The organism is Arthrobacter sp. CMU6 (assembly GCF_059090205.1).
Genome location: NZ_JBNHFL010000008.1, coordinates 23,950 through 50,677 on the forward strand (window position 1 = coordinate 23,950; position 26,728 = coordinate 50,677).

Below are 26,728 nucleotides of genomic sequence, written 5' to 3' on the forward strand. Positions count from 1 at the left end.
ACACGCAGAATGAGCTCCGGAGAATCGCCCGGCCCGGCCGCCGTCCTCTCCGCCGGCGCAAAGGCCACCGGCGACCCCTACGTCCCGGGCCATGGAACGGACGCCTACCGCGTCCTGCACTATGAACTGGAGCTGGACTACAGGCTCGCTAGCAACCGGCTAGCCGGCCGTGCCGTTCTGTCCGCTGTGGCCGCGCGCCGCACGTCCGCCGTCGTACTCGATATGACCGGCCTCCGCGCCCTGAAGGTGCAGCTGAACGGGGTCCGGGTGCGGAAGTTCACGCAGCGGGCGGAACAGCTCGTGGTTCACTGCGAACGGCCCCTCGAGGCCGGCTCCGAATTCAGCCTCGAAATCCGCTATGACGGCAATCCACAGCCGCGGCGGGGGCTGTGGGGCGAAGTGGGCTGGGAGGAGCTCACCGACGGCGTTCTGGTGGCCGGCCAGCCCAACGGAGCGCCGTCCTGGTTCCCCTGCAACGACCACCCGCGGAACAAGGCAAGCTATCGCATCGCCGTCACCACTGACGCCGGCTACCGCGCTGTTTGCAACGGGCTCCTCGTGGGGCAGGCCGTGCGGTCAAGCCGCCAGACGTGGGTCTACGAGCAGCGCGAACCGATGGCGACGTATCTGGCTACCATCCAGATCGGCCGGTACGGGCTGGTGAGCCTGCCGGACTCGGCCGGCGTGCCCCAGTTCGTCGCGGCCCCAGCCCAGCTGGTGGCCCGGGCGGAGGCAGCACTGGCCCGGCAGGAAGCCATGATGAGCACCTTCGTGAGCCGCTTCGGGCCATATCCTTTCCCGGAGTACACGGTGGTGGTCACCGACGATGCGCTGGAAATTCCGCTCGAGGCCCAGTCGCTGTCCATCCTGGGCCGTAACCACCTCGATACCGGGTGGGAGTCACAGCGCCTGATCGCGCACGAACTGGCCCACCAGTGGTTCGGGAACTCACTGACGCTTGGCACGTGGAGCGACATCTGGCTGCACGAGGGATTCGCCTGCTACGCCGAGTGGATCTGGTCCGAGGAAGCCGGCCTGATGCCCACCCACGCGCGCGCCCTGGCCGCCTGGCGGCGGCTCGATACCGGCGCCCAGGACCTTCTGGTGGGTGATCCCGGACCCGAGCTCATGTTCGACGACCGGGTCTACAAACGCGGAGCGCTTGCCCTGCACGCCCTGCGCCGCCGTTGCGGCGACCTCGCCTTCTTCGCGCTGCTGCAGGAATGGACCCGCACCCATGCCCACAGTTCCGTGTCGACGCCCGAGTTTATCCTCACGGCCGACCGCGTCACGGGACTGGACACGGAATCGCTGCTGCACCCCTGGCTCTATGAGGAAGCCCTGCCGCCGCTGCCGTGACTTGTTTCCGGCATCGGGTTGTTGCGGCATGAAGAAAGACCACGCCAATTGGCGTGGTCTTTCTTCATGGTCAGCTGGCGCTTTTTGGTCAGTTAGCGCTGGACGGCACCAAACCGTTCAGCTGCGGTGGCGACGGCGCGCTCCCGCGCCTCCGACGCCTCGTCCGCCGTCAGTGTGCGGTCGTTGGCGCGGAACCGCAGGCCGAAGGCGAGGGACTTCTTGCCGTCCTCGATCCCCTTCCCCGCGTAGACGTCGAACAGCGCAACGTCCTCGAGCAGCTCACCGGCGCCTTCTCGCAGCGCTGCCAGCACGTCGTCGGCGGGGACGTCCTGCGGCACCACGAGTGCCACGTCCTGCGTGGCCACCGGGAAGGTCGAGATGTGCCGGGCCACCACGACGTCGGCCGCCGCCTCGAAGAGGGCGTCAGCGTTGAGTTCGAGCGCGACGGACCGTGCCGGCACGTCGTGCGCAGCCAGGAGCTTGGGGTGCAGCTCGCCGGCGTACCCCACGACCTCGCCGGAGCGCAGGGAAAGCTGCGCGGCGCGGCCCGGGTGGAAGGCCTGGTGCCGGCCCTGGGTGACCACAAGCTCCACCCCAAGGACGTCACCGGCCAGGCGGGCGATGTCCAGGGCGTCTGCCCAGTCCCACAACCGCGGGCTGTGGCCGGCGGCCGCCGGCGAGTCATGGCCGGTCAGGACAGCGGCGACGTGCAGCGGCTGGTCCGGAACGCCGTCGTACAGCGCATCCAGCACCTCATCGCTAGGCTTGACGCCCAGCGGAGGAATAGTGGGCGTGCCGAGGGTGTCACCGGGCAGGAAAACCATGCCGGCTTCGAAGACGGCGAGGTCGCGGAAGCCGCGGGAGTGGTTGCGTTTGGCGACCTCCAGCAGGCCCGGGAGCACCGAAGTGCGCAGGTATCCGTGCTCTTCGCTGATCGGGTTGGCAAGCTTGACCGCGGTCCGGGATGCACCCGCCTCGGCCACGCCGAACGTGTCGTTGGCGGCCTTCGACACGAAGGGGTAGGCCAGGACCTCGGTCAGGCCGGCATCCGCCAGGGCCTGGACCAGGCGGCGGCGCTGCTGCTGCACGCGGGTCAGGCCGCGGCCGGGAGGTGCCACCGGCAGGGTCGCGGGGATCTGGTCGTAGCCCACCAGGCGGGCTACCTCCTCGGAGAGGTCCTCTTTGGTTTCCAGGTCGTGGCGCCAGCTTGGCGCAGTGACGGTCCAGCCGGCACCGGTCTTTTCCAAAACGGCACCGAGGTCCTCCAGGGACGTGACGATCTGCTCTTCGGTGAAGTCGATACCGATCCGGGCGGCGGGGAATTCCGCCGGCAGCGCGATCGTCACTGGATCCGGCGAGGTGCCGACGTCGGTGCCCGCCTCATCGGCGGTCCCTCCGGCGAGTTCCACGAGCAGATCCACGGCGCGCTGGGCCGCGATGTTGGCAACCTGCCAGTCCACGCCGCGTTCGAAGCGCTTGGAGGCTTCGGACGGGAGCTTGTGGCGCCGGCGCGAGCGGGCAATGGAAACTTCCTCGAAGTGGGCCGCTTCAATCAGAACAGCCGTGGTGGCGTCGGAGACCTCAGTGGACGCGCCGCCCATGACGCCGGCGACGCCGATGGGGCCGGAGGCGTCGGTGATCAGCAGGTCCTCGGCGTCGAGCGAGCGCTCCTTGCCGTCGAGGGTGGTCAGCTTCTCCCCCGCCACGGCCCGTCGCACCACGATGTCTCCGGACAGCTTGTCCTGGTCATAGAAGTGCAGCGGCTGGCCGAGTTCGAGCATCACGTAGTTTGAGATGTCCACCGGCAGCGAGATGGAGCGGATCCCGGCCAACCTGAGCCTGGACGACATCCACGGTGGCGTGGGCCTGGTGGCGTCCACGCCGCGGACGGTGCGGGCCACGAAACGGTCGCAGCCGGGCTTACCGTAGATCGGCGCGTCGTCGTTGACCTTGACGCCGTAGCCGCCGGAGAGGACGGCCGGCGCGTTGACCTTGGACGCGGGATCGGTAAATTCCGTGCCGGTGGCGTGGGCGTATTCGCGTGCCACGCCACGGATCGAGAAGGCGTAGCCGCGGTCCGGGGTCACGTTGATTTCGGCGGCCTGGTCGTAGAGGCCCAGCAGCTCCATGGCGTCCGTCCCGATCTCGGGGTCCAGCCCAATCCGGGAAAGCACCAGGATGCCGTCGTGGTCCTCGCCGATGCCCAGTTCGCGGACGGAGGCGATCATGCCCGCAGACATGTGGCCGTAGGTCTTCCGTGCCGAGATGTGGAAGTCGCCGGGCAGGACGGCGCCGGGCAGGGTGACCACCACTTTGTCGCCCTCAACGAAGTTGTGGGCGCCGCAGACGATGCCCTGCACGCCGGACGGATCAATGCCCTTGCCCGTGAGGGTCTGCTCCTGCCCCTCGGGGACAACGCGGACCTGGCACCAGTTGATGGTCTTGCCGTTGGACTGCGGTTCCTTGACCAGGCTCAGGACCTGGCCCACCACGACGGGTCCGCGCAGCGCGTCCGTGGGGCGGTGGACCGCTTCCTCTTCAAAGCCGACCTTGACGAGGTCCGCCATGACGTCTTCGGCCGTGGCACCGGCCGGTACCTGCGCGAATTCACGCAGCCAGGAAAGTGGGATACGCACTGTTAGATCTCCATCCCGAAGTGCTCGCTGAAACGTACATCGCCCTCGATCATGTCGCGCATGTCGCCGACCTCGTTGCGGAACATCAGCGTCCGCTCGATGCCCATGCCGAAGGCAAAGCCTGAATAGACGTCCGGATCGATGCCGGCGGCCCGCAGGACATTGGGGTTGACCATGCCGCAGCCGCCCCATTCGATCCAGCGTGGCCCGCCCTTGGCACCGGGGTGGAAGATGTCCAGCTCGGCGGACGGCTCAGTGAACGGGAAGTAGTTGGGACGCAACCGGATCTGGGCTTCGTCGCCGAACATCTGGCGGGCGAAGTGCTCCAGGGTTCCGCGGAGATCAGCCATGCTGAGCTTCTTGTCGATGGCCAAGCCCTCGAACTGGTGGAAAACCGGGGTGTGGGTGGCATCGAGCTCATCGGTGCGGAACACCTTGCCCGGGCACAGCACGTAGATGGGCAGCTCCCGCTCCAGCATGGACCGGACCTGCACCGGCGAGGTGTGTGTGCGCATCAGCAGGTGGGCCTCGGGCGGCTCCACGAAGAACGTGTCCTGCATTTCACGGGCCGGGTGGTCCGGCTTGAAGTTCAGTGCGTCGAAGTTGAACCATTCGGATTCCACTTCGGGGCCTTCGGCGATTTCCCAGCCCATGCCCACGAAGATGTCCGCGACGCGGTCCTGCAGCGTGGACAGCGGGTGGCGGGCTCCGGCCCGGCGGCGGCGGGGGGCTGCCGTTACATCAACGGTCTCCTCAACAAGGATGCGGGCGTCGTTCTCAGCTTCAAGTTCGGCGGTGCGGTCCGCGAGCGCCTTGTTCACACGCCCGCGCGATGAGCCCATCAGCTTGCCGGCAGCGGCCTTCTGATCCTTGGGCAGGCTTCCGATCCCGCGGTTGGCCAGGCTGAGCGGCGACTTCTCACCGGTGTGGGCCAGGCGGACTGCCTTGAGTTCATCGAGGGTGGACGCACCGGCAATGGCGGCGACGGCCTGGTCCACAGCGGCATTAATGGCGGTTTCGTCCAGAGGGTTCGGGACGGCGGCGCCCGGCAAAGTTTCAGTCATCTACTGTTCTTAGCTACGAGTCGGGTGGTGCCAGCCGCCGGTACAGCCGCGCAGGTTTCCCAGGCAGCGCGTCCGTCGCTGGCACGTCATTGCGTGAAGTCATCCAAGGACGTCATCCAAAGACGCCATCCAAAGACAAGGGCAGGCTCGCCGGCGGGTGGCCGGCAGGCACTGTTCCCAGTCTAATTGACGGCGCCGGGCTAATTGACAGCGGGCCGGCGGGCCGGGGTCATCGGACCGTCATCTGCCCGGTCTGGCTGTCGCCCGCGGCTAGCACCGTTACCTGTGCTGCGCGACCGCCCGCGGCTAGCATGGCCTCATGACGCAAGGCCGGCGAATGAGAGGCCCCCGAACGGGGGACCCACTAACGGAAAGCCGCCTGACGCACAGGCAGCGCCTCCGGCAACTCGCAAACGTGCTGAATGCCTCCACGCCACTGGGGCTGGTGCTTGCCGGGCTGGCCGGCACCAGGCCGTTCCGGGGCCCCCGCGGCCTGATTGTCGCCACCGGTTACCGCTGGCGGCTGCCGGTGGCCGGCGCCTTCACTGTAGGCAACGTGGTCATCTTCCGCTCGGGTGCCGACGCCGCCTTGGCAAGCCGCGCGCTCCTGGACCACGAGGAGCGGCACAGCACCCAGTACGCGTGGTGCCTGGGGCTGCCTTTCCTGCTGTTCTATTTAGCGGCCGCTGCGTGGTCGGCAGTGCGGTACGGGGACCCGGCGTCGGGAAATCCGTTCGAGCGGCATGCCGGGCTCGAGGCTGGCGGCTACGTGGACCGGAGGCGCAGGCATGACTGAACCGGCGAGCCGTGCGGCAGCCCGGACTGTCACCGTCACGGGATTCGGAACCGCCGTGGCCGCACCGGATTTGCTGACGCTCTCCATCGGGGTGGAATGCCGGCGCGACAGCGCCGGGGATGCCTATGCCGCTGCCGGAGAGGCGTCCGCCGCCGTCACCGGCGCGCTGCGCAGCCGGGGAACGCAGGACCGGGATATCAGGACGTCCGCGCTTAACGTCCGGGCCGACGTCGTCTGGCAGGAAGGCCGTGGCCAGCAGGTCACGGGCTACGTGGCATCCAGCATGCTCAGCGTTCGGCTCCGGGATCCCGCTGCCGGCTCGGGGGTCATCGCGGCCGCCGTGGAGGCAGGTGGCAACGACGTGCGTCTGGACGGCGTCCAGCTCGGCTTTGCCGATGCTGCAGCCGTAATGGCACTGGCCCGTGAGGCCGCCTGGGCTGACGCGCGGGCGGCAGCCGGGCAGCTTGCCGGACTTGCCGGGGCTGAGCTGGGTGAGGTGGTCTGCGTGCGCCAGCACCCCGTGCCGTCGGTCCCCGTTCCGGTGGGCGGAATGCAGCGGGCCTTCGCCGCCGATACCCTGGTGGTGGAATCCGGCGAGTCCAGTGTCAGCACCAGTGTCACGGTTGAATGGGAGCTGTTGAGTGGGAGCTTGAAAGGGCCTGCGGCCTAGTGGATGCTGCCAGCGCGAGCGCGACGCCGGATGGCCGGGAAACGCCGACGGCGATCCTTGACTTAAGTTCGAACATACCTTCGAATGGAGGCTATGAGATGGGACGCACAAGCACTTAAACCGGCACAGGAAGAGATGCCCGGGGCTGCACCGCTGCTGCCTCTGGCCGGCCTGGTGCGGTCTGTGTCCACGCCCGAATTCGCCGGCATCACCTTTCATGAGGTCACCGCCAAATCGGTGCTCAACAAGGTGCCGGCCGGTTCCCGGATGCCGTTCGAGTGGACTGTGAACCCCTACCGGGGCTGCAGCCACGCCTGCGTCTACTGCTTCGCCCGCAAGAGCCATACTTATCTGGACTTCGATGCCGGGCTGGATTTCGACAGCCAGGTGGTGGTGAAGATCAACGCTGCCGAGGTGCTCCGCAAGGAGCTGGCCAAACCCTCCTGGAACCGTCAGCAGGTGGCACTGGGCACCAACACGGACCCCTACCAGCGGGCGGAGGGCCGGTACCGGCTGATGCCCGGCATCATCGGTGCGCTGGCCGATTCGGGGACTCCGCTGTCCATCCTGACCAAGGGGACTTTGCTGGCGCGCGACATTCCCCTCCTGAAACATGCCGCGGCACAGGTGCCGGTGGGCATCGGGATCTCGCTCGCCATGACGGACGAGCATCTCTCCGAGGCCATCGAACCCGGAACTCCCGGACCGCGGGCGCGGCTCAAGCTCGTTTCCAGGCTTCGCGAAGCCGGGCTGCCCTGCGGAGTGATGGCAATGCCCATCCTGCCGTGGCTCTCGGACAGCGACGACGCACTGGACTCCCTGTTCGCATCCCTCGCGGCCGCGGGTGCAACCGGCGTCACGGCCGGAGCACTGTATTTGAAGCCCGGCACCAGGGAATGGTTCATGCAGTGGATCGCGGCCCGGCATCCGGAACTCGTGGGCCGCTACCGCCGGCTGTACGGCACGGGCTCGTATGCCTCCAAGGAATACCGCACCTGGCTGGCCGGCAGGGTCCGCTTCTTCAAAGCCCGGCACGGCTTTTCCGGCTCGCACGGGTTCAGCCACCGCGACGTCGACGATCACCAGGCCGACGATCCCCGCGGCGAGGAAGCTGCCTACCCCGAGGGAAGCATTCCGCAGGATTCCTCAGCGCAACACAGGGCAGGGAAACACGCGACGGGACAATCCGGGACAGGGCAGAACAGCCAGCGCAGCTCAGGCCGGACGTCCCAGCCCACGCTGTTCTGAGCGTCTGCTGGACTGCCGCGACCAAAAGCAGCGGCCCCCAAAGGCACAAAGGCACAGCCAAGCGAAGCGCAGCCAACCAAAAGCGGAGGGCAGGACGGTGAACGTCCTGCCCTCCGCGGGTTTCCACTGCTGTGCGGGTTTCACTCCGGCGCTTTCCGCAGTAAACCGCCGGTCAGTTCCAGCCGGCCGGAATCACCAGGCCCTTGAACTCCGCCTGGATGAAGTCCTTCATCTCCTGCGACGTCAGGATCGTGTAGAGCTTCTGCACACGGGCATCGTCCTTCTTGTCAGCATTCACGGCCAGCACGTTGTAGTAGGCGCTGTCCTTGCCCTGGACCAGGATCTGCTTGTCGGTGCTCAGGCCTGCCGGCAGGGCGAACGCCAGAGTGACAATGGCGGCGTCCTTGTCATTCAGTGCCTGCGGGAGGCTGGCGTTCTCGATCTCCGTGAACTTCAGGTTCTTGGGGTTCGCCGTCACGTCCTTTCGTGGTCTTAATTTCCGGGGAGGGAGTCCGCACGGCTCGCCGCGGCGACGCGGGCGAGCAGCGCCCGGACAATCGGGAGGTCGGCCGGAATCCAAGGCAGGCTGAGAGCTTCATCACCTTCACGGATGCCGACCCAGCGGAGTTCATCGTGATCCTCAAGGGGCCGGGGGTCGCCGTCGGCCACTTCCGCAAACCAGACGCGCATCGCGGCTTTCTCGTTCAGGGGCCAGCCGGATGGACCCGGCGCCTCCAGTTCCGCCCCAAGGACGACGCCGATGCCCAGTTCCTCGCGGAGCTCCCGGTGCAGTGCGCTTTCGGGCGCCTCCCCCGGTTCCACCTTGCCGCCCGGAAATTCCCACATGCCGGCAAACTGCGGAGGCGCGGTCCGGCGCGCCACGAGAAGCCTGGCGGGAGCGGACAGCGAGTCGAGCACGGCGCCACCGACGACGTTGATCAGTTCAGTCACCGGTCCAGTCTATGAGGGCCCTGGTTCAGGGGGTCACGTGCCTCTGAGCCTCCCCTTCGCGGACGGGAATATCAATGCCGTCGCGAAGCTTGTTAAAATCAGACATATCAGTGGCAACGAGGCCTACTCCGTAACTCCGTTCGAAAAGCAGGCACATGACTTCCACTGTCCAGGCTCCCCGCACGCCCAAGGCCGCCACGCGCGTCGGTCCCGCAATCCTTGCCCTGGCCACGGGCGGCTTCGGCATCGGTGTCACCGAATTCGCCATGATGGGGCTGCTCAAGGAGGTCGAAGTCGGACTCCGGATCAGTACCCCCGAGGCCGGCCATCTCATCTCGGCATATGCCCTGGGCGTCGTTGTAGGCGCGCCGGTACTTGCCGCCGTTGGGGCGAAACTGCCGCGCAAGTTCCTTGCGCTGGGCCTCATGCTGTTCTTCAGCGTTGCCAACCTGTCCTCGTTCGTCGCCCCCGATTACGCGAGCATGCTGGTCTCCCGCTTCGCCGCCGGATTGCCGCACGGCGCGTTCTTTGGTGTGGCAGCCGTGATTGCCGCTTCGCTGGTGGCACCGACTAAGCGGGGCTGGGCCATCTCCATGGTGATGGCAGGGCTCACCGTTGCCAATGTGGTGGGTGTTCCCTTCGCCACCTGGCTGGGCCAGGCCTTTGGCTGGCGGCTGCTCTTTGTCCTGGTGGGCGTGCTGGGACTGGTGACCCTGGCGCTTATCTGGAGATTCGTGCCGTTCCAGCAGGCGCACGCGGACGCCAGCATCCGCAGGGAGCTGGGCGCGCTCAAAAGGGCGCAGGTCTGGCTGGCAATCCTCATTGGCATCGTCGGCTTTGGCGGCTTCTTCGCCACATACACCTACATTTCCCACACCATGACCTCCGTGGCAGGGATCCCCGCCGCCCTGCTGCCGTTCGTGGTGGCGCTGTACGGCCTGGGAATGGTGGCCGGCAATATCCTCGGTGGCCGGATCGCGGACAAGTCCGTGATGGGGACCATCTACCGCGTACTGCCGGGCATCGCCGTCGCACTGGTGGTGTACGCCGTGGCCGTACACTGGCCCTGGTCGGCCTTTGTCATGGTGTTCGTGGTGGGCGGCGCCGGGTCCATGCTCGTTCCTGCCCTGCAGACCCGGCTGCTGGACGCGTCTCCTGATGCGCCGTCGCTGGCGTCCTCGCTCAACCACGCCGCACTGAACGTCGCCAACGCCCTGGGCGCGTTCCTCGGCGGCGTTGTGATCGCCTGGGGCTGGGGCTACGTAGCACCCGCCCTGGTGGGCGCCGTGCTGGCCATTCTCGGCCTGATGGTGGCCCTGCTCAGCGGCCTGCTGGAACGCAAAAAGCCGCTGGCCCCGTAACAGGAGTTACGGAGCCAGCGGCTCTGCTTGCAACCCGGCGGCTAGGCGCCGGGGTCGCCCGCGAGGGCGGGCCCGCTGGCCACCTGCGCGCGGCGGATGTCGGGTTCCAGGTAGATGACCCGCGCAATGGGAACTGCCGAGCGGATCCGGGTTTCGGCGTCGTCAATGGCCTTGGCAATATCCAGTCCGGAATCACCCGCAGCCATACTGATCTTGGCGGCCACGAGAAGCTCCTCCGGTCCCAGGTGGAGTGTCTTGAGGTGAATGATGCCTGTGCCGTCGGACTCGATTGCCGTCCTGATCTTGGCAACGTCGTCCCGCGTCGCGGATTCACCGAGCAGCAGTGATTTTGTCTCCAGGGCCAGGACCACGGCAATCGTCACGAGCAGCAGGCCGATCATGGCCGTGCCGAGGGCGTCCCAGATGCCGTCTCCCGTGATGAGCGTCAGGCCTACGCCGAACAGTGCAAACACAAGGCCGAGCAGGGCGCCGAGGTCTTCGAGCAGGATGACCGGCAACTCGGGCTGCTTGGCGTTCCGCACGAACTTGACCCACGTCTGCGAACCGCGGACGTGGTTGGATTCGATGATGGCAGTCCGGAACGAGAAAGACTCGGCTACGATCGCGCCGACGAGAACGGCGAGCGGAACCCACCAGAAGTCACCCTCAATGGCGTGCGGATGCTGGATCTTCTCCCACGCCTCATACAGGGCAAACAGGCCGCCGACACTGAACAGCACGATGGAGACGATGAACGCGTAGATGTAGCGTTCACGGCCGTAGCCAAAGGGGTGCTCCTCACTAGCGGCCTTCTGGGCGCGTTTTCCACCAACCAGCAGGAGGATCTGGTTTCCGGAGTCGGCCAGCGAGTGGATGGCTTCGGCCAGCATGGAGGACGACAAGGTCAGGATGAACGCGACGAACTTCAGGACGGCGATGGTCAGGTTTGCAGCTAACGCCGCAACAATCGCCTTGGTACCGCCATTTGCAGCCAAGGGAGGCTCACCTCTTCACAGTGGGTATTTCTAGGGATGGGACAGGGCGGAACGTAACCGCCGTCTAGTAAATACCGTACCCGCCTGGCCCGGAACAGACGCCGCGCACCGCCTTCGGGAACCACGAAAAAGCCGAAACTAAGCCTGCTGACAAAGAAACGCACGCTGTGTTAGCTTGAAGCCATATCGGGACTGATAAGAATCGATCCCGACGAATATGAAGGAGCAGACAATGGGTTTTCTTGCTTGGATTATTCTCGGCCTGATCGTAGGCGCAATTGTTAAAGCCGTCATGCCCGGCCGGGTCGGTGGCGGCTGGGTCACCAGCTTGGTTCTGGGCGTCGTTGGCGCCATCGTTGGCGGCTGGATCGGCAGCCTTCTCTTCGGCAAGGGTGACCTTGCGTTCTTCGACCTTGGCACCTGGATCCTCGCCATCATCGGCGGCCTCGTAGTCGCAGGTATCTACGGCGCAATCACCGGCCGCAGCCACAGCACCCGGGCACCATAACAGGCCCGGACCAAAGGCTCTGGTCCCCAGAAGGCCCAGGCCCACAACCGACAAAACAGACAGGAGCGGGAGTCCACCGGACGGTGGGCCCCCGCTCCTTCGCTGTTGCAGGCCGGCGCCGTATGTCTGCAGGCGCTGTTGCACCCGGCGCATTGCTGCTGCCGACCCCCTATGCGGGCTGCTGGGACCTCGCGCTCGCATAGAGGCAGACCGTCGCGGCAGTGCCAAGGTTGAGGCTCTCTGCGGCGCCATACACGGGCACCGCCACCCGGTGGTCGGCAAGGGCAAGCTCGTCTTCCGAGAGCCCCTGGGCCTCGTTGCCGAAAAGCCAGGCCGTGGGGTTCTCCAGTGCATAGTCCGAGCTGGCGGTCGACGCCCCAAGCCGGCGCGCGGCGTTCTCGTCCTGCAGGCGGTCAAGGCTCAGCTGCCCGTAACCGTCCGCGGCAAGCACCCCGATCCCCCGCTCCTTGCAGAGCGCCACCAGCTCATTGACGTCGGCACCCAGGACCACAGGCAAGTGAAAGAGGGAGCCGGCGGTCGAGCGGACCGCCTTGGGGTTGTAGATGTCCACGCTGGAACCCGTCAAAACCACGGCGTCGGCACCGGCGGCGTCTGCGGCCCGGAGCACCGTCCCGGCATTGCCGGGATCGCGGACCTGGCAGAGCACGGCAATCAGCCGCGGACCGGCGTCGAGCACGTCCGCCAGGGCGACGTCAACGAAATCACACACCGCAACAATCCCCTGCGGGGTGACAGTGTCCGCCATGGCGGACAGGACGTCATCCGTGGCGAGCCGGGCACTGGTTCCCACGGCCAGGTCCTCAAACTCGGGGTAACGGTCCAGGCAGGCCTCGCTGGCATACACCTCGCGGACGATGCCCGGCTGGCCCGCAGCGATCCGCTTTCCGTGCAGCACCAGGGCCTCACGTACCGCCTGCGGGCCTTCGGCCAGGAACTGGCGGCGCTTTAAACGGGCCGGGCGCCCTGCAAGCTTTGCCACGTCCCTGACCCGATCTGCTCGGGGATTGGAGAGTGGAAAGTCTTGCGGGCGCCCGGTTTCGTTCATATAAGAAACCTTAGTGGCTGTTGCCACCGGTCCTTGAACTGGAAGTTGCCTGCTTACTCAGCAGCTGCAGCAGCCGGCTTCTTCGCCGCGCGTGCGCGGGCAGCCTTGGCCTTCGGGGCAGCCTCAGCCTTGGCGGCCGGAGCGGAGGTGTCTGCAGGCAGCGAGTCCTTGGCAACCTGGACCAGCGCAGCGAAAGCGTTGGCGTCGGAAACGGCCAGCTCGGCCAGCATGCGGCGGTCAACCTCGACCTCAGCGGCCTTCAGGCCCTGGATCAGGCGGTTGTAGGTCAGGCCGTTGGCGCGGGATGCAGCGTTGATGCGCTGAATCCACAGGCGGCGGAAGTCGCCCTTCTTCTTCTTACGGTCGCCGTAGCTGTACACAAACGAGTGCAGCAGCTGTTCTTTTGCCTTGCGGTACAGGCGAGAGCGCTGACCGCGGTAACCTTTGGCGCGTTCGAGGACAACCCGGCGCTTCTTGTGGGCGTTAACCGCCCGCTTCACACGTGCCACGTGCGTACTCCTTCAAAATTCTTGTCCCAAGCATCTTTCACCGGTGATCCGGCAGGCCTGAGAAGGCTTTATTGGTTGGCGGCTGCTGCTCAATCGCGGCAGCCAAAGAGCTTGGAACTAGATGCCCAGCATCTTCCGGATGACCTTGGCGTCGCCCTTGAAGACGATCTTGTCGCCGGCAAGGCGGCGGGTCAGGCGGCTGGACTTGTGCTCAAGGTAGTGGCGGCGGTTGGCCTGCTGGCGGCGCAGCTTGCCACTGCCGGTCAGCTTGAAGCGCTTCTTAGCACCACTGTGGGTTTTCATCTTCGGCATGGGAACCGATCTCCTAACGTTTCCGCAGACCATGTCTGCAGTCTTTCGCGCAGCCGCCCCTGGGACGGCGTGCTGGTTGCTGGCTGCCTGAAGGGAATGCCTTCCGCAGTTTCGAACTAGTTGGTCTTCTTGCCCGCCGGCTTCGGCGTGGGCCGGGGTGCCGCAGGACGTGCCACCGGCTTCGGCGCAGCAGGCCTGGCCACCGGCTTGGGGGCAGGAACAGCCGCAGGCTTCGGCGCTGCCGGGGCAGGCGTTTCGGCTTGGGCCGCCTTGGGTGCAGGCGCCTTGGCGGCGGCCTTCGGCGCAGCGGCAGGCGCAGCAGCCTTCGGGGCAGCAGCGGCAGGCGCAGCAGCCTTCGGAGCAGCAGCCTTCGGCTCGGCGGGAGCTTCAGCCGGTGCCGCAGCCGGAGCCTCGGCGGGAGCCGCAGCTGCGGGGGCTTCGGCAGCCGGAGCGGCCTCGACCTGGGCGGTCTGGGCCTCGGCAGCCGGAGCGGCCTCGACCTGGGCGGTCTGGGCCTCGGCAGCCGGAGCGGCTTCGACCTCAGCGGCCTGCGCCGGAGCTTCCTGCGTTGCCGGTGCCTCGTCGGCGGCGGTGTCAGCAGAAACCGTGAAGCCCTCCGGGAGGAGGTCACCCAGCGACTGCGTCAGCGGTGCCTGATCGTCACCTGAGGTGTCGACGCGGCCGGCCGCCTTGGCCTCGTTCTGGGCCTTGGCTTCAGCGCGCTGCGTTGCACGGCGGGCTTCAGCTTTCGCCTCGGCCTTGTTCTTCAGCGGACCGATGACCATGACCATGTTGCGGCCGTCGATGCGGGGGCTTGACTCCACGACACCCACTTCAGCCACATCCTCAGCGAAACGCTGAAGGAGGCGCAGGCCCATTTCGGGACGCTGCTGCTCACGGCCGCGGAACTGGATCATGGCCTTGACCTTGTCACCGGCTCCGAGGAACCGCAGGGCGTGGCCGCGCTTGGTCTCGTAGTCGTGGGTGTCGATCTTCAGGCGGAACCGGATTTCCTTCAGAACCGTGTTGGTCTGGTTCTTCCGGGCCTCACGTGCCTTAACTGCGGCTTCGTACTTGTACTTGCCGAAGTCCATCAGCTTGCACACCGGAGGCTTGGCCTGCGGTGCAACTTCAACGAGATCCAGGTCGGACTCGGCAGCCAGACGCAGGGCATCCTCGATACGGACGATCCCTACCTGTTCGCCGGCAGGGCCGACCAGCCGCACCTCTGGGACGCGGATACGCTCATTGATTCTTGGCTCGCTAATGTTAAAGCTCCTGTGTTTGTAATGTGTGTTCCACCGGCAAAATAGAGAAGGCCCCCAATTGCCGGAGCAATCGAAGGCCTCGAAGATCGGATGTGCACATCCCCGCAGGGACTGCACGCACTTCACCGGACTCGTGCCCGGTGAACCGTCCGACCGTTACCCGGCAACCTTGCTGCCCTGAACCTTCCAGGGAAAACGGCTGACGCGGGTGGGAGAGAACTCCGCTTGCAAACTGAGTATCAATTCTACAGAAAGATACCCGCTTACCGCACGTTCGCGGCAGTGGGTCTCATACACGGCAAAATAACGACATCCAGTCGGTCTGTGACAAGCTTACCAGTATGAGCACTCCAGACAGCAATTCACACGTCTACCAGGCGCCCGGCGCCGGGAACGACGTCACGCAGCAAATCCGCGACATCTCCGAAGTTCCCGCGATCGAGGTCATCACCACGGCCGCCGTGCACCTCATGAGCGCCTCCGCCGTGAAGCTCGGCCTGGCCGCTGAGGAGAACGCCGCGGAGCTGAAGGACCTGGATGAGGCCCGCAAGCTCATCACCGCCCTCGCCGGCCTGGTGACCGCAGCCGCCCCGGAGATCGGTTCGCAGCATGCCGGCCCGTTGCGCGACGGCCTGCGGTCCCTGCAGCTCGCCTTCCGCGAGGAGTCCATCATCCCGGATCCCCCGGGCAAGGGTCCCGGTGAGAAATTCACCGGTGCAGTGAACTAAGGATTGAATTAAGACGGCGGCGGGCCGGCTCTTCGGGGCCGGCCCGCCGCCATTTTTTCGCCCAGGGGGAACTTCACGCGAAAGCCCACCCCAACGAAACCCAAGCTCTTCAGGACGCGGCAGCGCGGCGGCGCCGCCGCTGCAGGACCAGCCCCACGATGCAGAGCAGCACCCCCGCCACGCCGACGGACACGAAACCTCCGGCAGCACCAACGGTGTCGATGAAAAGTCCGGCCAGCGGAGCCCCCAGTGCCACACCCGCGGTCAGGGCGGACCCGTACCAGCCCATGGCCTCACCCCGCCTGGCCTCGTCGACCAGTTCGGCCACCTTCTCGGAGGCTGCCGAAAGGACCGGCGCACACAGGAGCCCCGGCAGCAGCGACAGCAGGCTGAGGGTCAGCGTGTCGGTGGCAAAGCCCATGGGAATGGTCAGTGCAGCCATGCCCAGCAGCAGGAGGATCGGTGAAACCGGCCGGTGCATGGCCCCGTAGACAAGGCCGCCAACCACCGATGCGGCGCACCAGAACAGGAACACCACGCCGATCTCGCCCTGGCGGCCGCCGGTCTCCAGGGCAGCCACGATCCCCACATCGGTGCCGCTGAGCACCATGCCGGCGCCGGCGGCAACGGCGAACACCGCGGCTACCGCCGCCGTGAACCAGCCGAAGCTGCGGGCCACCCGGCGCCGAAGGACTGCCCGCCGCCTGCTGCCCGCAGCCGCGGGACCGAGCTCGGCAGCAGCTTCCTGCAGATGCGCGGGGGCGGCGGCCACGACGGCTACCTCTGCGGCTTCCTGCTCGTCAGCCTCACAGGATTCGCTGCGGACAGCACTGCGGGTGGGCGGGTTGAACCACATCAGGAAGAGTCCGGCCAGCGAGGTCGAGACACCGACGGCGGTCAGCCCCAGGACGGAATGGCCACTCGTGGCTACAACAGCACCCGCGGCCGGGCCGATCATGAAAACCAATTCGGTGCTGACCGCGTCCAGCGCGAACGCTGTCCTGCGCTGGTCCCCGTCGGCCAGGACCCCCAGGGACTGCCGCACCACGCTGAAAATGGGAAGCGTGAGCAGGCCGCCGACAAACACAAGGGGAAGCAGCCACTGATAGGAGACGTGCGGCACGACGGACCAGATGACGGTTTCGGAAATCACGGAAGGTATCAGGGCCATCCGCAGGCCCGCCGTATCCACGCGGCGGCCGCGCCAGGGTGCGCCGAGCGCGATCCCGATGGTCATCACCGCCGCTGCCGTTCCCGCGGCCGCATAACCCTCGCCGAGGGTCAGGACGATGTGCAGGGTCAGCAGGACACCCGCCGCGGAATGGGGAATGCGGGCAATCATGCCAACCGCCAGGAGCCGGCGGATGGGCCGAACGGCCAGCAGCTCCCGGTACAGGCTGAAATTCACAGGGGTTCCTCAGTTCCGCCGCCGGGCAGCACCGGAACGGACCCACTGGGCCGGCGGCTACTGCGCGGCGCGCCTTAGCTTGACTTCGATCGAATCAACGCGCTCACCAAACAATACATTCCGGCTCCACTCACTCTGGAGGGCGCCGACGAGGGCCTGGACCGCGGCCGCATCAAGCCCGTCCGCCAGGTAGAGCACCACCCGCAGTTCCGGTCCGGCGCCGCCGCCACCGATCCGGCTGCCTGAGGCCGTGGTGGTGGCCACTCCCCCGCCGGGAAGGACCTCGAGGCCGCGGACCGCGTGTTTGCCGTCTGCTCCGGCGCGCAGCACCGCGGCCAGCTCGGTGTCCAGGTAGGCCGGCACCCATTGACGCTGCTGCGCGAGGGCCCAGACGCCGGGGCGCCTGACCACGAAGGTCACTTCGGAGCCGGGGTCAACGACCAGCAGCTCCGCGCCTTCGGCGACGGCGGACAGGGCTGCCCTTGCGGCGTAGACCGCCACGGGCCGCGCCTCCGGGTGCCAGGCCGCCAGGGCTGCCGCTGAAGTGAAAACAGGCATGGCGAGGCGGCCGTCGGGGGCCTTGAGCGTCACCAGCGCCATGTCGGCCTGCTTGTCGGCATGCACCCCATGCGCGCCCTCGGCTTCCTCCGCCAGGCGTGCCACCACCGGGACGAAGACGCGGGCGGTGGCCAGCGAGGCAACCACCGCGGCCTCGTCGCCGTCGCCGGCAACCAGGGCAGAGAGTGCGGTGAGATACCCGGCGTCGGCGGTGCCGTCGTCGTCCTCGAAGTTGTGGATTTTGGCGTCGTCACCGGCGAGGCTGCGCCCGGCCCAGGGTTGACCCGCCGAATCGGTTGCGCCACCTGCCCCGGCGAGGGCGGCCTCGATGTGACCGGGCAGCCGTCGTGCCGGCGGCAGGTCCGCTCCCGGTACACGGCCGTCCGCGGAATGGCGCTGGTGCTCGGTCACGGGGATGCCTTAGCGGCGTCCGGCGACGTCGAGGGCCTCGGGCAGGGTGAAGGCGCCAGCGTACAGGGCTTTGCCAACAATGGCGCCTTCGACGCCGAGCGGGACCAGGGAGCGCAGGACCTTCAGGTCATCGAGGCTGGAAATGCCGCCGGAGGCCACCACGGGCTTGCCGGTCTTCTCCACCATCTGCCGCAGGAGTTCAACGTTCGGCCCCTGCAGCGTGCCGTCCTTGGTCACGTCGGTAACAACGTAGCGTGCACAGCCGGCCTCTTCGAGGCGGCCCAGCACGTCCCACAGGTCCCCGCCTTCCTTGGTCCAGCCGCGGCCGGCGAGAGTGGTTCCGCGGACGTCCAGGCCGACGGCGATCCGGTCGCCGAAGCGGTCGATGGCCCGTGCGGTCCAGTCCGGGTTCTCCAGGGCGGCGGTGCCGAGGTTCACCCGGGCGACGCCCAGGTCCAGCGCCTTTTCCAGGGATTCATCGTCCCGGAGCCCGCCGGAGAGCTCCACCTTGATGTCCAGCCGGCCCACCACTTCGCGCAGCAGGTCAGCGTTTGAGCCGCGTCCGAAGGCAGCGTCCAGATCCACCAGGTGGACCCATTCCGCGCCCTGCTGCTGCCAGTTGAGCGCCGCCTCCAGCGGCGTTCCGTAGCTTGTCTCGCTGCCGGCCTCGCCCTGGACCAGGCGGACGGCCTGGCCGTTCACGACGTCGACGGCGGGAAGCAGTTCAAGTACCGGCAGCTCGTTTTGGCTGGTCATCGGCGGTTTCCTCATTCTTGTAGGCGCTGGTTCCCGTGCGCGCCGTCTTCTGCGGCGCACACGGCGGGTTAGTTGGTTACTTGCCGGGAAGGGTCAGCAGGTATGCGGCCAGCAGCGACATGGCGGCCAGCACGTAGAAGCCGATCTGGATCCAGAGCGGCTTGCGCTGCTGCCTGAAGGACAGGCCGCCGCCCACCAGGAGGCCAGCCAGTCCCATTAGGAGGATGGACCACATTTAGGCGTCCGCCGCCTGCCGGGAATGCGCCCCACGGAGGCCGTCGACCCAGTTTTTGAGCAGCCGTGCGCCGGCGTCACCGGATTTCTCCGGGTGGAACTGGGTGGCGCAGAGGGGGCCGTTTTCCACGGCGGCGATGAAGGGGCCGCCGTGCTCGGACCAGGTGACCAGGGGTGGCGCCATCCGGGGCTGGATCACGTCGAAGTCCCAGTTCTGGACGCCGTAGGAGTGCACAAAGTAGAAGCGTTCACCCTCGACGCCGTCGAACAGACGTGAGCCTTCCGGGACCTTGACGGTGTTCCACCCCATGTGCGGCACCACTTCGGCCGGGAGAAGCTCCACCTTGCCGGGCCACTCCCCCATGCCTTCGGCTTCGGTTCCGTGTTCGACGCCGGCCTCGAAGAGCACCTGCAGGCCGACGCAGATGCCGAGGACCGGACGTCCGCCGGCAACGCGGCGGCCGATCATGCGGATTCCATCGACGGCCTTGAGCTCGCGCATGACCGTTTCGAAGGCGCCGACGCCGGGAACCACCAGCCCGTCAGCGTTCAGCACGTCCTCGGGTTTGGAGCTCAAAATGACCTCGGCACCGGCCCGTTCCAGGGCACGCACGGCGGAACGGACGTTGCCGGAGCCGTAGTCCAGAACGGTGACGGTGGGCTTGCCCTCCGGGGAGGCCGGCTTCAGCGCTGCGGACGGATCGATAATCGCGCCTTCGCGCAGTACTTTGCCGGTCACAGTGCTCCCTTGGTGGACGGAATGCCTTCGACGCGGGGATCCGGCTCTACGGCTGCACGGAGAGCCCGTGCGAAGGCCTTGAACTGGGCTTCCACGATGTGGTGGGGGTCGCGGCCGGCGATGACGTTCATGTGCAGGCAGATGCCGGCGTGCAGCGTGATTGCCTCGAAGACGTGCCGGGTCAGCGATCCCGTGAAGTGGCCGCCGATCAGGTGGTACTCCTGCCCGGCGGGCTCGCCGCCGTGCACCAGGTAGGGCCGGCCGGAGACGTCGACGACGGCGTGCGCCAGCGCCTCGTCCAGCGGCACGGTGGCCTCACCGAAGCGGCGGATCCCGGCCTTGTTGCCCAGGGCGGTGCGCAGCACCTCGCCGAACGTGATGGCAACATCCTCGACCGTGTGGTGGACATCAATGTGGGTGTCGCCGGTGGCCTTGACGGTCATGTCGATGAGTGAGTGCTTGCACAGCGCCGTAAGCATGTGGTCGTAGAAAGGGACCGACGTGCTGATGTCCGACACTCCGGTGCCGTCGAGGTTGATCTCCACCAGCACGGAAGATTCGCTGGTGGCGCGCTCCATGCGTGCAGTCCGTGCCTCGGCAGCCTTGGTTCCGGTGTCGCTCATGGTGATAGATGTCCTTTGACGAAGGAAGGGGCGGACCTGACCTGGTCCATGTACCAGTTTAGGCCGGAAGTGCGGCCTGCCGGGCCAGGATGCTTTCCAGCGCTTCCAGGAAGGCTGTGGTTTCCGTCTCAGTACCGGCAGTGACCCGCAGGTGCCCGGCGATGCCGACATCCCGGACGAGCACGCCTGCGTCCAGCAGTTCCTGCCAGACCCCGTGGGGGTTCTCCAGCCCGCCGAAGAAGACGTAGTTGGAGTCGGACGCCGCGGGCCGCAGCCCCATCCGCGTCAGTTCCGCGACAATCCGGTCGCGCTGCCGCTTGATGTCCTGGACGTCAGCCATGAGCGCCTCGCGGTGCTGCAGCGCCGCGAGGGCGGTTGCCTGCGTGACGGCCGACAGGTGGTACGGCAGGCGCACCAGGCGCAGGGCGTCGGTCACCTCCGGGGCCGCTGCCATGTAACCGAGGCGGGCGCCGGCGAGGGCGAACGCCTTGCTCATGGTCCGGGAGACGATAAGCCGCTCCCGACCGGGCAGCAGGGTCAGTGCACTGGGGGTGCCGTCGTGCGCAAACTCGTGGTAGGCCTCGTCCACGACGACGACCGCCTGGCTGGCCTCGCCCGCCTCGTAGACGGCTTCCACCACGTCAAGGCCCAGGCCCGTGCCGGTGGGGTTGTTGGGCGAGCACAGGAAAACAATGTTGGGCTGGAGTTCACGCACCTGGCCTGCGGCCGACTCGGCGCTGAGGCCGTAGTCATCGGCTCGCTTGCCGGCGATGTACGCCGTGTCCGTGCCGCTGGCCAGGAGCGGGTACATGGAGTACGTCGGCGGGAAGCTCAGGAGCGAGCGGCCAGGTCCGCCGAAGGCCTGGAGGATCTGCTGGAGAACTTCGTTGGAGCCGTTGGCTGCCCAGAGGTTGTCCGCACTGAGCCCGTGGCCGAGATATTCAGCCAAGGCTTCCCGGAGCTCCGTGAATTCGCGGTCGGGGTACCGGTTGAGACCGGCGGCGGCCTCCGTTACGGCCGCAGTGATGGCTGCCCGCACGTCGGCGGGCACGCCATGCGTGTTCTCGTTGACGTTGAGCAGGATGGGAACGTCGAGCTGCGGGGCGCCATAAGGGGACAGCCCCCTCAGGTTGGTACGCAGGGGCAGTCGGTTCAGTCGCTCAAGCTGGTCAGTCACCTAGACAGTTTAAGGAACCCGGAGCGCTGGCCGGAAACTGTGACGGTTCCGGCGCCCGGCAACGGTCCACTGCTGCCCGCGCTTCGGGGGCCGGTGGACTCATGCCAGGGGTGGGAAGCAGGCCTACTTGTTCGGCACAAACAGCTGCTGGCCGGGCATGACCTTGCCGGCCTGAAGATCGTTGAGCTGGACGATGTCCGCGATCACGTCCCGGGGATCGCGGTCCGGATCGACGTTTCCGGCGATCGCCCAGAGCGATTCACCGGGCTGCACCGTGACCGAAACAGCGGGCGTGACAGTCAGGCCGCTGGCGTTGTCCGCAGCCTTGGCCGGCGAGTTCAGGAGCCCCGCCAGGGACAGGATCACGGCGGCAAGCAGAACGAGCGGCAGTCCGATCAGGACAATACGGCCCCGACGGGTAAGGCGAAGGCGCGGCGGCTTGCCCGGGCGGGACGCTCCACGGGACGGCGACACCGCGCCGCGCTGTGGGTCTGCGAACTGGACTGCTGTTGAAGCTGAGATGGCGTGTGTTGAAGCTGACATGGCGTGAGCCCTCCTGGACCAAGTTGTACTGCCTCGCGTTCGAACAAACAGTTCGAACACCGGGCTAACAAGCAACCCTCACTAGAACACATGTTCGAACTTTGCTTTTCCTAGTTTTAGCACCTATCAACGAATTAAGTCGAGACTCGCTAGAACAAATGTTTGAAAAAGCCGTATGGCTGGCCTACGTTGGAAATCACAGAACAACCACATCTGCAGTTGATCAGCAGGGTCTGACATTTTTCAGGCCGGAAGTTCCCGGCCACTGCAGCGACCGCGGCCGGGAGGAACGGAAAGGCGTTGGCGAACATGGCAGCACAGGCCTCTGACGGCAAGGCTCCCCAGCGCAGCCCGCGGTCTCAGCGGACCCCCAAGGGACTTACACCCCGCCAGAAGAAAATCCTGGAAACCATCCAGCGCTCGGTCAACGAGAACGGCTATCCCCCGTCGATGCGGGAAATCGGCGACACCGTCGGCCTGGCCAGCCTGTCCAGCGTGACCCATCAGCTCTCACAGCTGGAAAAGCTTGGCTACCTTCGGCGTGACCCCAAGCGTCCCCGCGCCATGGAGGTCCTGATGCCGCTCACCCTGGATGCGGGATCGGGGAAATCCGGCGGCGCGGACAAGGCCCCGGCCCTGAGTCCTGCAGGAGCTTCCGTATCCGAACTGCCCAGCGCGATGGACACCGCAATGGTGCCGCTGGTCGGCCGGATCGCCGCAGGCGGTCCCATCCTCGCGGACCAGCTGGTGGAGGACCTGATGCCGCTGCCCCGCCAGCTGGTGGGCCACGGCGAGCTGTTCATGCTCAGGGTCGCAGGCGACTCCATGGTGGATGCCGCCATCTGCGACGGAGACTGGGTGGTGGTCCGGCGGCAGAGCGACGCGGTCAACGGCGACATTGTGGCGGCCCTTCTCGACGACGAAGCAACGGTCAAGACCTTCCGGCAGCGGGACGGCCACACGTGGCTGCTTCCGCAGAACACCCAGTACGAGCCCATCCTCGGCGACCACGCGGTTGTCATGGGCAAAGTGGTTTCCGTACTCCGCTCGCTGTAGCCCCGCGGGCTTCCCTTCCGGAAAACGTCCCATGGGAGCCTTGGGCCGGGAGCCTGGCAAAGGAGCCTTGGGCCCCGGGCAGCTTTAGCCCGGGGCTTTCCTATGCCTGTGCTCCGGCGAGCCTTTCGAGTGCCGCAATGGCGGTCTTCCTGTCGGTCGTCGGCCAGAAGGGCGGCAGGGCGGCCCGCAGGAACCCGCCGTAGCGTTCGGTGGACAACCGGGAATCCAGCACGGCCACAACGCCCTTGTCATTCGTGGACCGAATGAGCCGTCCCGCCCCCTGGGCGAGCCTGATGGCAGCGTGCGTGGCGGATACGGACATGAAGCCGTTGCCGCCGGCCTGGGCAACGGCCCGGGACCGGGCGGTCATCAGCGGATCGTCCGGCCGCGGGAAGGGGATCCTGTCAATGACCACCAGGCGGCAGGACCCGCCCGGCACGTCGACCCCCTGCCACAGTGACATCGTGCCGAACAGGCACGTGTCGGGCTCGTCGGCGAACTGCTTCACGAGGGCCGTCATGGTGGATTCGCCCTGGCACAGGATGCTGACATCCAGCCGCGCACGCAGGGCGTCCGCGGCTTCCTCGGCCGCCCTGCGTGAGGAGAACAGGCACAGCGCTCCCCCGCCGGAGGCGCGGATGAGTGACTCGAGTTCGTCCAGGGCCTCAGGCGAAGTGCCGCGGCCAGGTTTCGGCAGGTGGCCGGCTACATAGAGGATGCCCTGCCGGGGGTAGTCGAAGGGCGAACCCACGTCGACGCCGGTCCAGCTCGGCGCGCCGTCCCCGACCAGGCCCAATCCCCCCGCCGCAGGCTCGAAGGCTGAGCCGATGGCAAGCGTGGCCGACGTCAGCACCACGGTATGCCCGGCGAACAGGCCTTCCCGGAGCCGGCCGGCAACGCTCAGCGGGGCGACGTTGACCAGGGCAGGGGCAGTCTCGTCGGGCGCAGAGTAGCCCTGCTGGGGATCAAACGTGCTGTTCCGGGAGAACCAGACCACCTCGCGGTTTTCCCGGGCGGCGATGAGCCGTTCGCAAAGCTCCAGAATCACCAGCAGGCGGGAGCGCGCGAGCTGCCGCCCGCCGTCGGCCGTTGTATTGCTGTCCCCTTTGGAATCCGACAGCGCCGCCCGGCAGGCCTCGCGAAGCTGGTCCACGCAGTCAAGCTGCTCGTCGTTCAAGCCGTTGGGCAGCAGGCCGCTGGGAACGCCGGCGAGGGCCACCTCGAGGTTGGCGGCGGCGGTGTTGAGCGCGTCGACGGTGATCCCGGTGTGCTTGCGGGCGCCGGACGCTGCGGCGTGGACCATGGCCACCGACAGCTGCCCCGAAACCGCGCCGGTCACCCGGTCCTGGAGTTCGTGGGCCTCGTCCACCACCACGACGTCGTACTCCGGCAGCACCGCCAGGCCTTCGAAGGCACTGACGGCCAGCATGGCGTGGTTTGTCACCACGACGTCGGCTTCTGTGGCGTTATGGCGGGCAAGCTCGCTGAAGCACTCTTCGGCGAGGGGGCATTTCTGCGAGCCGAGGCATTCCATGGACGTGACGGACACCTGCCGCCAGGCCCGGTCCGTGACGCCGGGAAGCAGTTCGTCACGGTCGCCCGTGGTGGTCTGCTCTGCCCATTCGCGGAGCCGTACCACCTCCTTGCCGAGCTGCGACGAGGGGCCGCCCACCGCCGCGGCGAAGTGCGGGACGCTGGTGTCCTCACCCAGCGAGAAGAGCTGGCCCTCCGAGGGTTCCTCGGAGGGAAAGCCGCCCTCGAGCTTGTGCCGGCACACGTAGTTGGCGCGGCCCTTGACCAGCGCGACCTTCACAGGCCGCTCGAGTGCGGGCTTGAGGCTTTCCAGGAGCCGGGGAAGGTCCCGACCCACGATCTGGGTCTGCAAGGCCAGGGTGGCGGTGGACACCAGGGCCGGCTTGTTGCTCTCGAGCGAGTGCGCGATGAGCGGCACCAGGTAGGCCAGCGACTTGCCCGTTCCCGTGCCGGCCTGGACCAGCAGGTGATCACCCGTTTCTATGGCGCGCGCCACCTGCCGGGCCATCTCGTGCTGGCCGCTGCGGCTTTGGCCGCCCATGCCCGCCACGGCGCGGTCGAGCAGGTCAAGCACATGCTGCTCGCCGGCCGTGGCCGCGGCCCCGGCGGGTGCCGCCTCGTCAGTCATCGGTGCTGAAGGATTCCAGTTCAGCCGCGAGGCCTTCCCGGACCATGACCACGGCGCGGGTGCCGCCCTCTTCGTGATCCAGGCTCAGGATCTCCGCGTCGGAGTCGTGGAGCTTGCTGATCAGATCGCCCCGGTGGTACGGGACGAGCAGCTGCATCTTGACGTTCGGCCGCGGGATAGCCTCACTGATGGCGTTGAGCAGTTCGGCAATGCCCTCGCCCGTACGCGCCGAAACAACGACATGCCGCGGTTCGCGCTGCTTGAGCCGCTCCACCACAAACGGGTCGGCGGCGTCCGCCTTGTTCAGGACGATGATCTCGGGCACCTTGCGGGCGTCCACCTCAGCGAACACCGAGCGCACGGCGGCGATCTGGCCTTCCGGATCGGGGTGGGACACGTCCACGACGTGCAGGATCAGGTCTGCATCCGCCACTTCCTCCAGCGTGGAGCGGAAGGCCTCCACGAGCTGGGTGGGAAGGGACCGGACGAAGCCCACGGTGTCGGCCAGCGTGTAGCCAACGCCGTCGGCGGTCTCGGCCTTGCGGACGGTGGGGTCCAGGGTGGCGAACAGCGCGTTCTCCACCAGCACGCCCGCGTCGGTCAGGCGGTTCAGCAGCGAGGATTTGCCGGCGTTGGTGTATCCGGCGATGGCTACTGACGGAACTTCATTACGACGGCGGTTGGCCCGTTTGGTTTCCCGTGCCGGCTTCATCGCGGCGATTTCGCGCCGCAGCTTGGCCATCCGCGTGCGGATCCTCCGCCGGTCCAGTTCGATCTTGGTTTCACCGGGACCACGCGAGCCCATGCCGGCGCCTGCGCCGCCCACCTGGCCACCGGCCTGGCGGGACATGGATTCACCCCAGCCGCGGAGGCGCGGGAGGAGGTATTCGAGCTGCGCCAGCTCCACCTGGGCCTTGCCTTCACGGCTCTTGGCGTGCTGGGCAAAGATATCGAGGATCAGGGCCGTGCGGTCGATGACCTTCACCTTGACGATGTCTTCAAGGCCACGCCGCTGGGACGGGGCGAGTTCGGCATCCACTACAACGGTGTCCGCGCCGGTGGACATCACGACGTCCTTGAGCTCGAGAGCCTTGCCCGCCCCAAGGAACGTGCCTGGGTCCGGCTTGGCCCGCCGCTGGACCAGCCCGTCGAGGACTTCCGAGCCGGCTGTTTCCGCCAGCGCGGCGAGTTCGCGCAGCGAGTTTTCGGCGTCGGCGAGGGTGCCTTCGCTCCAGAGGCCGGCGAGAACAACGCGCTCCAGGCGCAGCTGCCGGTATTCAACTTCAGTGACGTCTTCGAGTTCGGTGGACAGCCCGGCCGTGCGCCGCAGTGCACGGCGTTCCTCGAGGTCCTGCTGGTCGCCGTCGAACGTGCTGTGCTCTTCGGCGAGCTGCGAGATGGCCTGCGCCTTGCCCAGGACACCCTTGCTGTCGGCGCGGCCGCCGTCGGCTGCCGCTGCGTTCCTGGCCGGTACATCCTTGGCGAGAATCCGGTCGATGACAGCCTGGATCTCCTCGGGACTCATGTCCTGGGCGGCTGGCTCGGATCCGGAATTTTGCTGATTGGTCATGGTCTCCTTTGAAGGTTCTGC

At 67.0% G+C, this 26,728-nt stretch carries 27 protein-coding genes; 8 read left to right on the forward strand and 19 right to left on the reverse strand.

Translation table 11 applies throughout. The features are described 5' to 3' along the window. Positions 1 to 9 precede the first annotated feature (9 nt). Entirely contained in the window at positions 10 to 1,359 is a 1,350-nt protein-coding gene (locus AC5RWD_RS07215; RefSeq protein WP_494019367.1) for a M1 family metallopeptidase, read from the forward strand. 92 nt (positions 1,360 to 1,451) lie between these two features. Here the strand turns inward: AC5RWD_RS07215 and pheT are convergent, their stop codons facing one another. Continuing rightward, a complete protein-coding gene (gene pheT, locus AC5RWD_RS07220; protein ID WP_494019368.1) occupies positions 1,452 to 3,995 on the reverse strand; it encodes a phenylalanine--tRNA ligase subunit beta in 2,544 nt (847 codons plus the stop codon). 2 nt (positions 3,996 to 3,997) lie between these two features. Continuing rightward, positions 3,998 to 5,059, reverse strand: a complete 1,062-nt coding sequence (gene pheS, locus AC5RWD_RS07225; RefSeq protein ID WP_190605497.1) for a phenylalanine--tRNA ligase subunit alpha — start codon at positions 5,057 to 5,059, stop codon at positions 3,998 to 4,000. 415 nt (positions 5,060 to 5,474) lie between these two features. Here pheS and AC5RWD_RS07230 point away from each other — a divergent pair, with 415 nt between their 5' ends. The 3 genes from AC5RWD_RS07230 (at position 5,475) to AC5RWD_RS07240 (ending at position 7,773) form a co-directional block, all read left to right on the forward strand. Then, entirely contained in the window at positions 5,475 to 5,855 is a 381-nt protein-coding gene (locus AC5RWD_RS07230; RefSeq protein ID WP_494019369.1) for a hypothetical protein, read from the forward strand. Beyond that, complete coding sequence (locus AC5RWD_RS07235; protein ID WP_494019370.1) at positions 5,848 to 6,525, forward strand: SIMPL domain-containing protein; 678 nt, start codon at positions 5,848 to 5,850, stop codon at positions 6,523 to 6,525. The genes AC5RWD_RS07230 and AC5RWD_RS07235 overlap by 8 nt, the downstream gene beginning before the upstream one ends. A 93-nt stretch (positions 6,526 to 6,618) precedes the next feature. Then, positions 6,619 to 7,773 carry an Rv2578c family radical SAM protein gene (locus AC5RWD_RS07240; RefSeq protein WP_494019371.1) on the forward strand — a complete coding sequence of 385 codons (1,155 nt, stop codon included), beginning with the start codon at positions 6,619 to 6,621 and terminating at the stop codon, positions 7,771 to 7,773. 172 nt (positions 7,774 to 7,945) lie between these two features. Here the strand turns inward: AC5RWD_RS07240 and AC5RWD_RS07245 are convergent, their stop codons facing one another. Both AC5RWD_RS07245 and AC5RWD_RS07250 read right to left on the reverse strand, forming a co-directional pair. Then, positions 7,946 to 8,251 carry a MetQ/NlpA family ABC transporter substrate-binding protein gene (locus tag AC5RWD_RS07245; RefSeq protein ID WP_494019372.1) on the reverse strand — a complete coding sequence of 102 codons (306 nt, stop codon included), beginning with the start codon at positions 8,249 to 8,251 and terminating at the stop codon, positions 7,946 to 7,948. A gap of 14 nt (positions 8,252 to 8,265) precedes the next feature. Next, entirely contained in the window at positions 8,266 to 8,724 is a 459-nt protein-coding gene (locus AC5RWD_RS07250) for a (deoxy)nucleoside triphosphate pyrophosphohydrolase (RefSeq protein WP_494019373.1), read from the reverse strand. A 155-nt stretch (positions 8,725 to 8,879) separates the two neighbouring features. Here AC5RWD_RS07250 and AC5RWD_RS07255 point away from each other — a divergent pair, with 155 nt between their 5' ends. Then, positions 8,880 to 10,085, forward strand: a complete 1,206-nt coding sequence (locus tag AC5RWD_RS07255) for an MFS transporter (RefSeq protein ID WP_494019374.1) — start codon at positions 8,880 to 8,882, stop codon at positions 10,083 to 10,085. 41 nt (positions 10,086 to 10,126) lie between these two features. Here AC5RWD_RS07255 and AC5RWD_RS07260 read toward each other — a convergent pair whose 3' ends face one another. Beyond that, positions 10,127 to 11,080, reverse strand: coding sequence for a cation diffusion facilitator family transporter (locus AC5RWD_RS07260; RefSeq protein WP_494019375.1), 954 nt, complete (start codon positions 11,078 to 11,080; stop codon positions 10,127 to 10,129). 232 nt (positions 11,081 to 11,312) lie between these two features. Between AC5RWD_RS07260 and AC5RWD_RS07265 the strand changes: the two genes are divergently transcribed. Next, a complete protein-coding gene (locus AC5RWD_RS07265; RefSeq protein ID WP_003798714.1) occupies positions 11,313 to 11,588 on the forward strand; it encodes a GlsB/YeaQ/YmgE family stress response membrane protein in 276 nt (91 codons plus the stop codon). Positions 11,589 to 11,757: 169 nt separating this feature from the next. On the opposite strand, the gene AC5RWD_RS07270 is transcribed toward AC5RWD_RS07265, so the two are convergent. The 4 genes from AC5RWD_RS07270 to infC form a co-directional block, all read right to left on the reverse strand. After that, positions 11,758 to 12,654, reverse strand: a complete 897-nt coding sequence (locus AC5RWD_RS07270; RefSeq protein WP_494019376.1) for a TrmH family RNA methyltransferase — start codon at positions 12,652 to 12,654, stop codon at positions 11,758 to 11,760. Positions 12,655 to 12,707: 53 nt separating this feature from the next. Further along, positions 12,708 to 13,163 (reverse strand): 50S ribosomal protein L20, encoded by a 456-nt coding sequence (rplT, locus tag AC5RWD_RS07275; protein ID WP_494019377.1) that lies wholly within the window; start codon positions 13,161 to 13,163, stop codon positions 12,708 to 12,710. Between the two features lie 117 nt (positions 13,164 to 13,280). After that, positions 13,281 to 13,475: a 50S ribosomal protein L35 gene (rpmI, locus tag AC5RWD_RS07280; protein ID WP_009358635.1), complete on the reverse strand. Its 195-nt coding sequence runs from the start codon at positions 13,473 to 13,475 to the stop codon at positions 13,281 to 13,283. Between the two features lie 116 nt (positions 13,476 to 13,591). After that, positions 13,592 to 14,701: a translation initiation factor IF-3 gene (gene infC / locus AC5RWD_RS07285; protein ID WP_494019378.1), complete on the reverse strand. Its 1,110-nt coding sequence runs from the start codon at positions 14,699 to 14,701 to the stop codon at positions 13,592 to 13,594. 383 nt (positions 14,702 to 15,084) lie between these two features. Between infC and AC5RWD_RS07290 the strand changes: the two genes are divergently transcribed. Then, positions 15,085 to 15,471 (forward strand): DUF1844 domain-containing protein, encoded by a 387-nt coding sequence (locus AC5RWD_RS07290; RefSeq protein WP_494019379.1) that lies wholly within the window; start codon positions 15,085 to 15,087, stop codon positions 15,469 to 15,471. 109 nt (positions 15,472 to 15,580) lie between these two features. Here the strand turns inward: AC5RWD_RS07290 and AC5RWD_RS07295 are convergent, their stop codons facing one another. The 8 genes from AC5RWD_RS07295 to AC5RWD_RS07330 form a co-directional block, all read right to left on the reverse strand. Beyond that, positions 15,581 to 16,879: an MFS transporter gene (locus AC5RWD_RS07295; RefSeq protein WP_494019380.1), complete on the reverse strand. Its 1,299-nt coding sequence runs from the start codon at positions 16,877 to 16,879 to the stop codon at positions 15,581 to 15,583. A 57-nt stretch (positions 16,880 to 16,936) separates the two neighbouring features. Next, entirely contained in the window at positions 16,937 to 17,848 is a 912-nt protein-coding gene (locus AC5RWD_RS07300) for an SseB family protein (RefSeq protein WP_494019381.1), read from the reverse strand. 9 nt (positions 17,849 to 17,857) lie between these two features. Further along, positions 17,858 to 18,604 (reverse strand): bifunctional 1-(5-phosphoribosyl)-5-((5-phosphoribosylamino)methylideneamino)imidazole-4-carboxamide isomerase/phosphoribosylanthranilate isomerase PriA, encoded by a 747-nt coding sequence (priA, locus tag AC5RWD_RS07305; protein ID WP_102970896.1) that lies wholly within the window; start codon positions 18,602 to 18,604, stop codon positions 17,858 to 17,860. A gap of 76 nt (positions 18,605 to 18,680) precedes the next feature. Further along, on the reverse strand, positions 18,681 to 18,839 hold the full coding sequence (locus AC5RWD_RS07310) for a hypothetical protein (protein ID WP_306922126.1): 159 nt from the start codon (positions 18,837 to 18,839) through the stop codon (positions 18,681 to 18,683). Continuing rightward, on the reverse strand, positions 18,840 to 19,577 hold the full coding sequence (gene hisH / locus AC5RWD_RS07315) for an imidazole glycerol phosphate synthase subunit HisH (RefSeq protein WP_494019382.1): 738 nt from the start codon (positions 19,575 to 19,577) through the stop codon (positions 18,840 to 18,842). Beyond that, positions 19,574 to 20,200 (reverse strand): imidazoleglycerol-phosphate dehydratase HisB, encoded by a 627-nt coding sequence (hisB, locus tag AC5RWD_RS07320; RefSeq protein ID WP_387100396.1) that lies wholly within the window; start codon positions 20,198 to 20,200, stop codon positions 19,574 to 19,576. Before hisB ends, hisH begins: the two co-directional genes overlap by 4 nt. A gap of 58 nt (positions 20,201 to 20,258) precedes the next feature. Further along, positions 20,259 to 21,377 carry a histidinol-phosphate transaminase gene (locus AC5RWD_RS07325; RefSeq protein WP_494019383.1) on the reverse strand — a complete coding sequence of 373 codons (1,119 nt, stop codon included), beginning with the start codon at positions 21,375 to 21,377 and terminating at the stop codon, positions 20,259 to 20,261. 123 nt (positions 21,378 to 21,500) lie between these two features. After that, complete coding sequence (locus AC5RWD_RS07330; protein ID WP_494019384.1) at positions 21,501 to 21,920, reverse strand: LysM peptidoglycan-binding domain-containing protein; 420 nt, start codon at positions 21,918 to 21,920, stop codon at positions 21,501 to 21,503. Positions 21,921 to 22,229: 309 nt separating this feature from the next. Here AC5RWD_RS07330 and lexA point away from each other — a divergent pair, with 309 nt between their 5' ends. After that, positions 22,230 to 22,976 (forward strand): transcriptional repressor LexA, encoded by a 747-nt coding sequence (lexA, locus tag AC5RWD_RS07335; RefSeq protein WP_494019385.1) that lies wholly within the window; start codon positions 22,230 to 22,232, stop codon positions 22,974 to 22,976. A gap of 100 nt (positions 22,977 to 23,076) precedes the next feature. On the opposite strand, the gene AC5RWD_RS07340 is transcribed toward lexA, so the two are convergent. Further along, positions 23,077 to 25,137 carry an ATP-dependent DNA helicase gene (locus AC5RWD_RS07340; protein WP_494019386.1) on the reverse strand — a complete coding sequence of 687 codons (2,061 nt, stop codon included), beginning with the start codon at positions 25,135 to 25,137 and terminating at the stop codon, positions 23,077 to 23,079. Then, positions 25,130 to 26,707: a GTPase HflX gene (gene hflX, locus AC5RWD_RS07345; RefSeq protein WP_494019387.1), complete on the reverse strand. Its 1,578-nt coding sequence runs from the start codon at positions 26,705 to 26,707 to the stop codon at positions 25,130 to 25,132. The genes AC5RWD_RS07340 and hflX overlap by 8 nt, the downstream gene beginning before the upstream one ends. Positions 26,708 to 26,728: the final 21 nt, after the last annotated feature.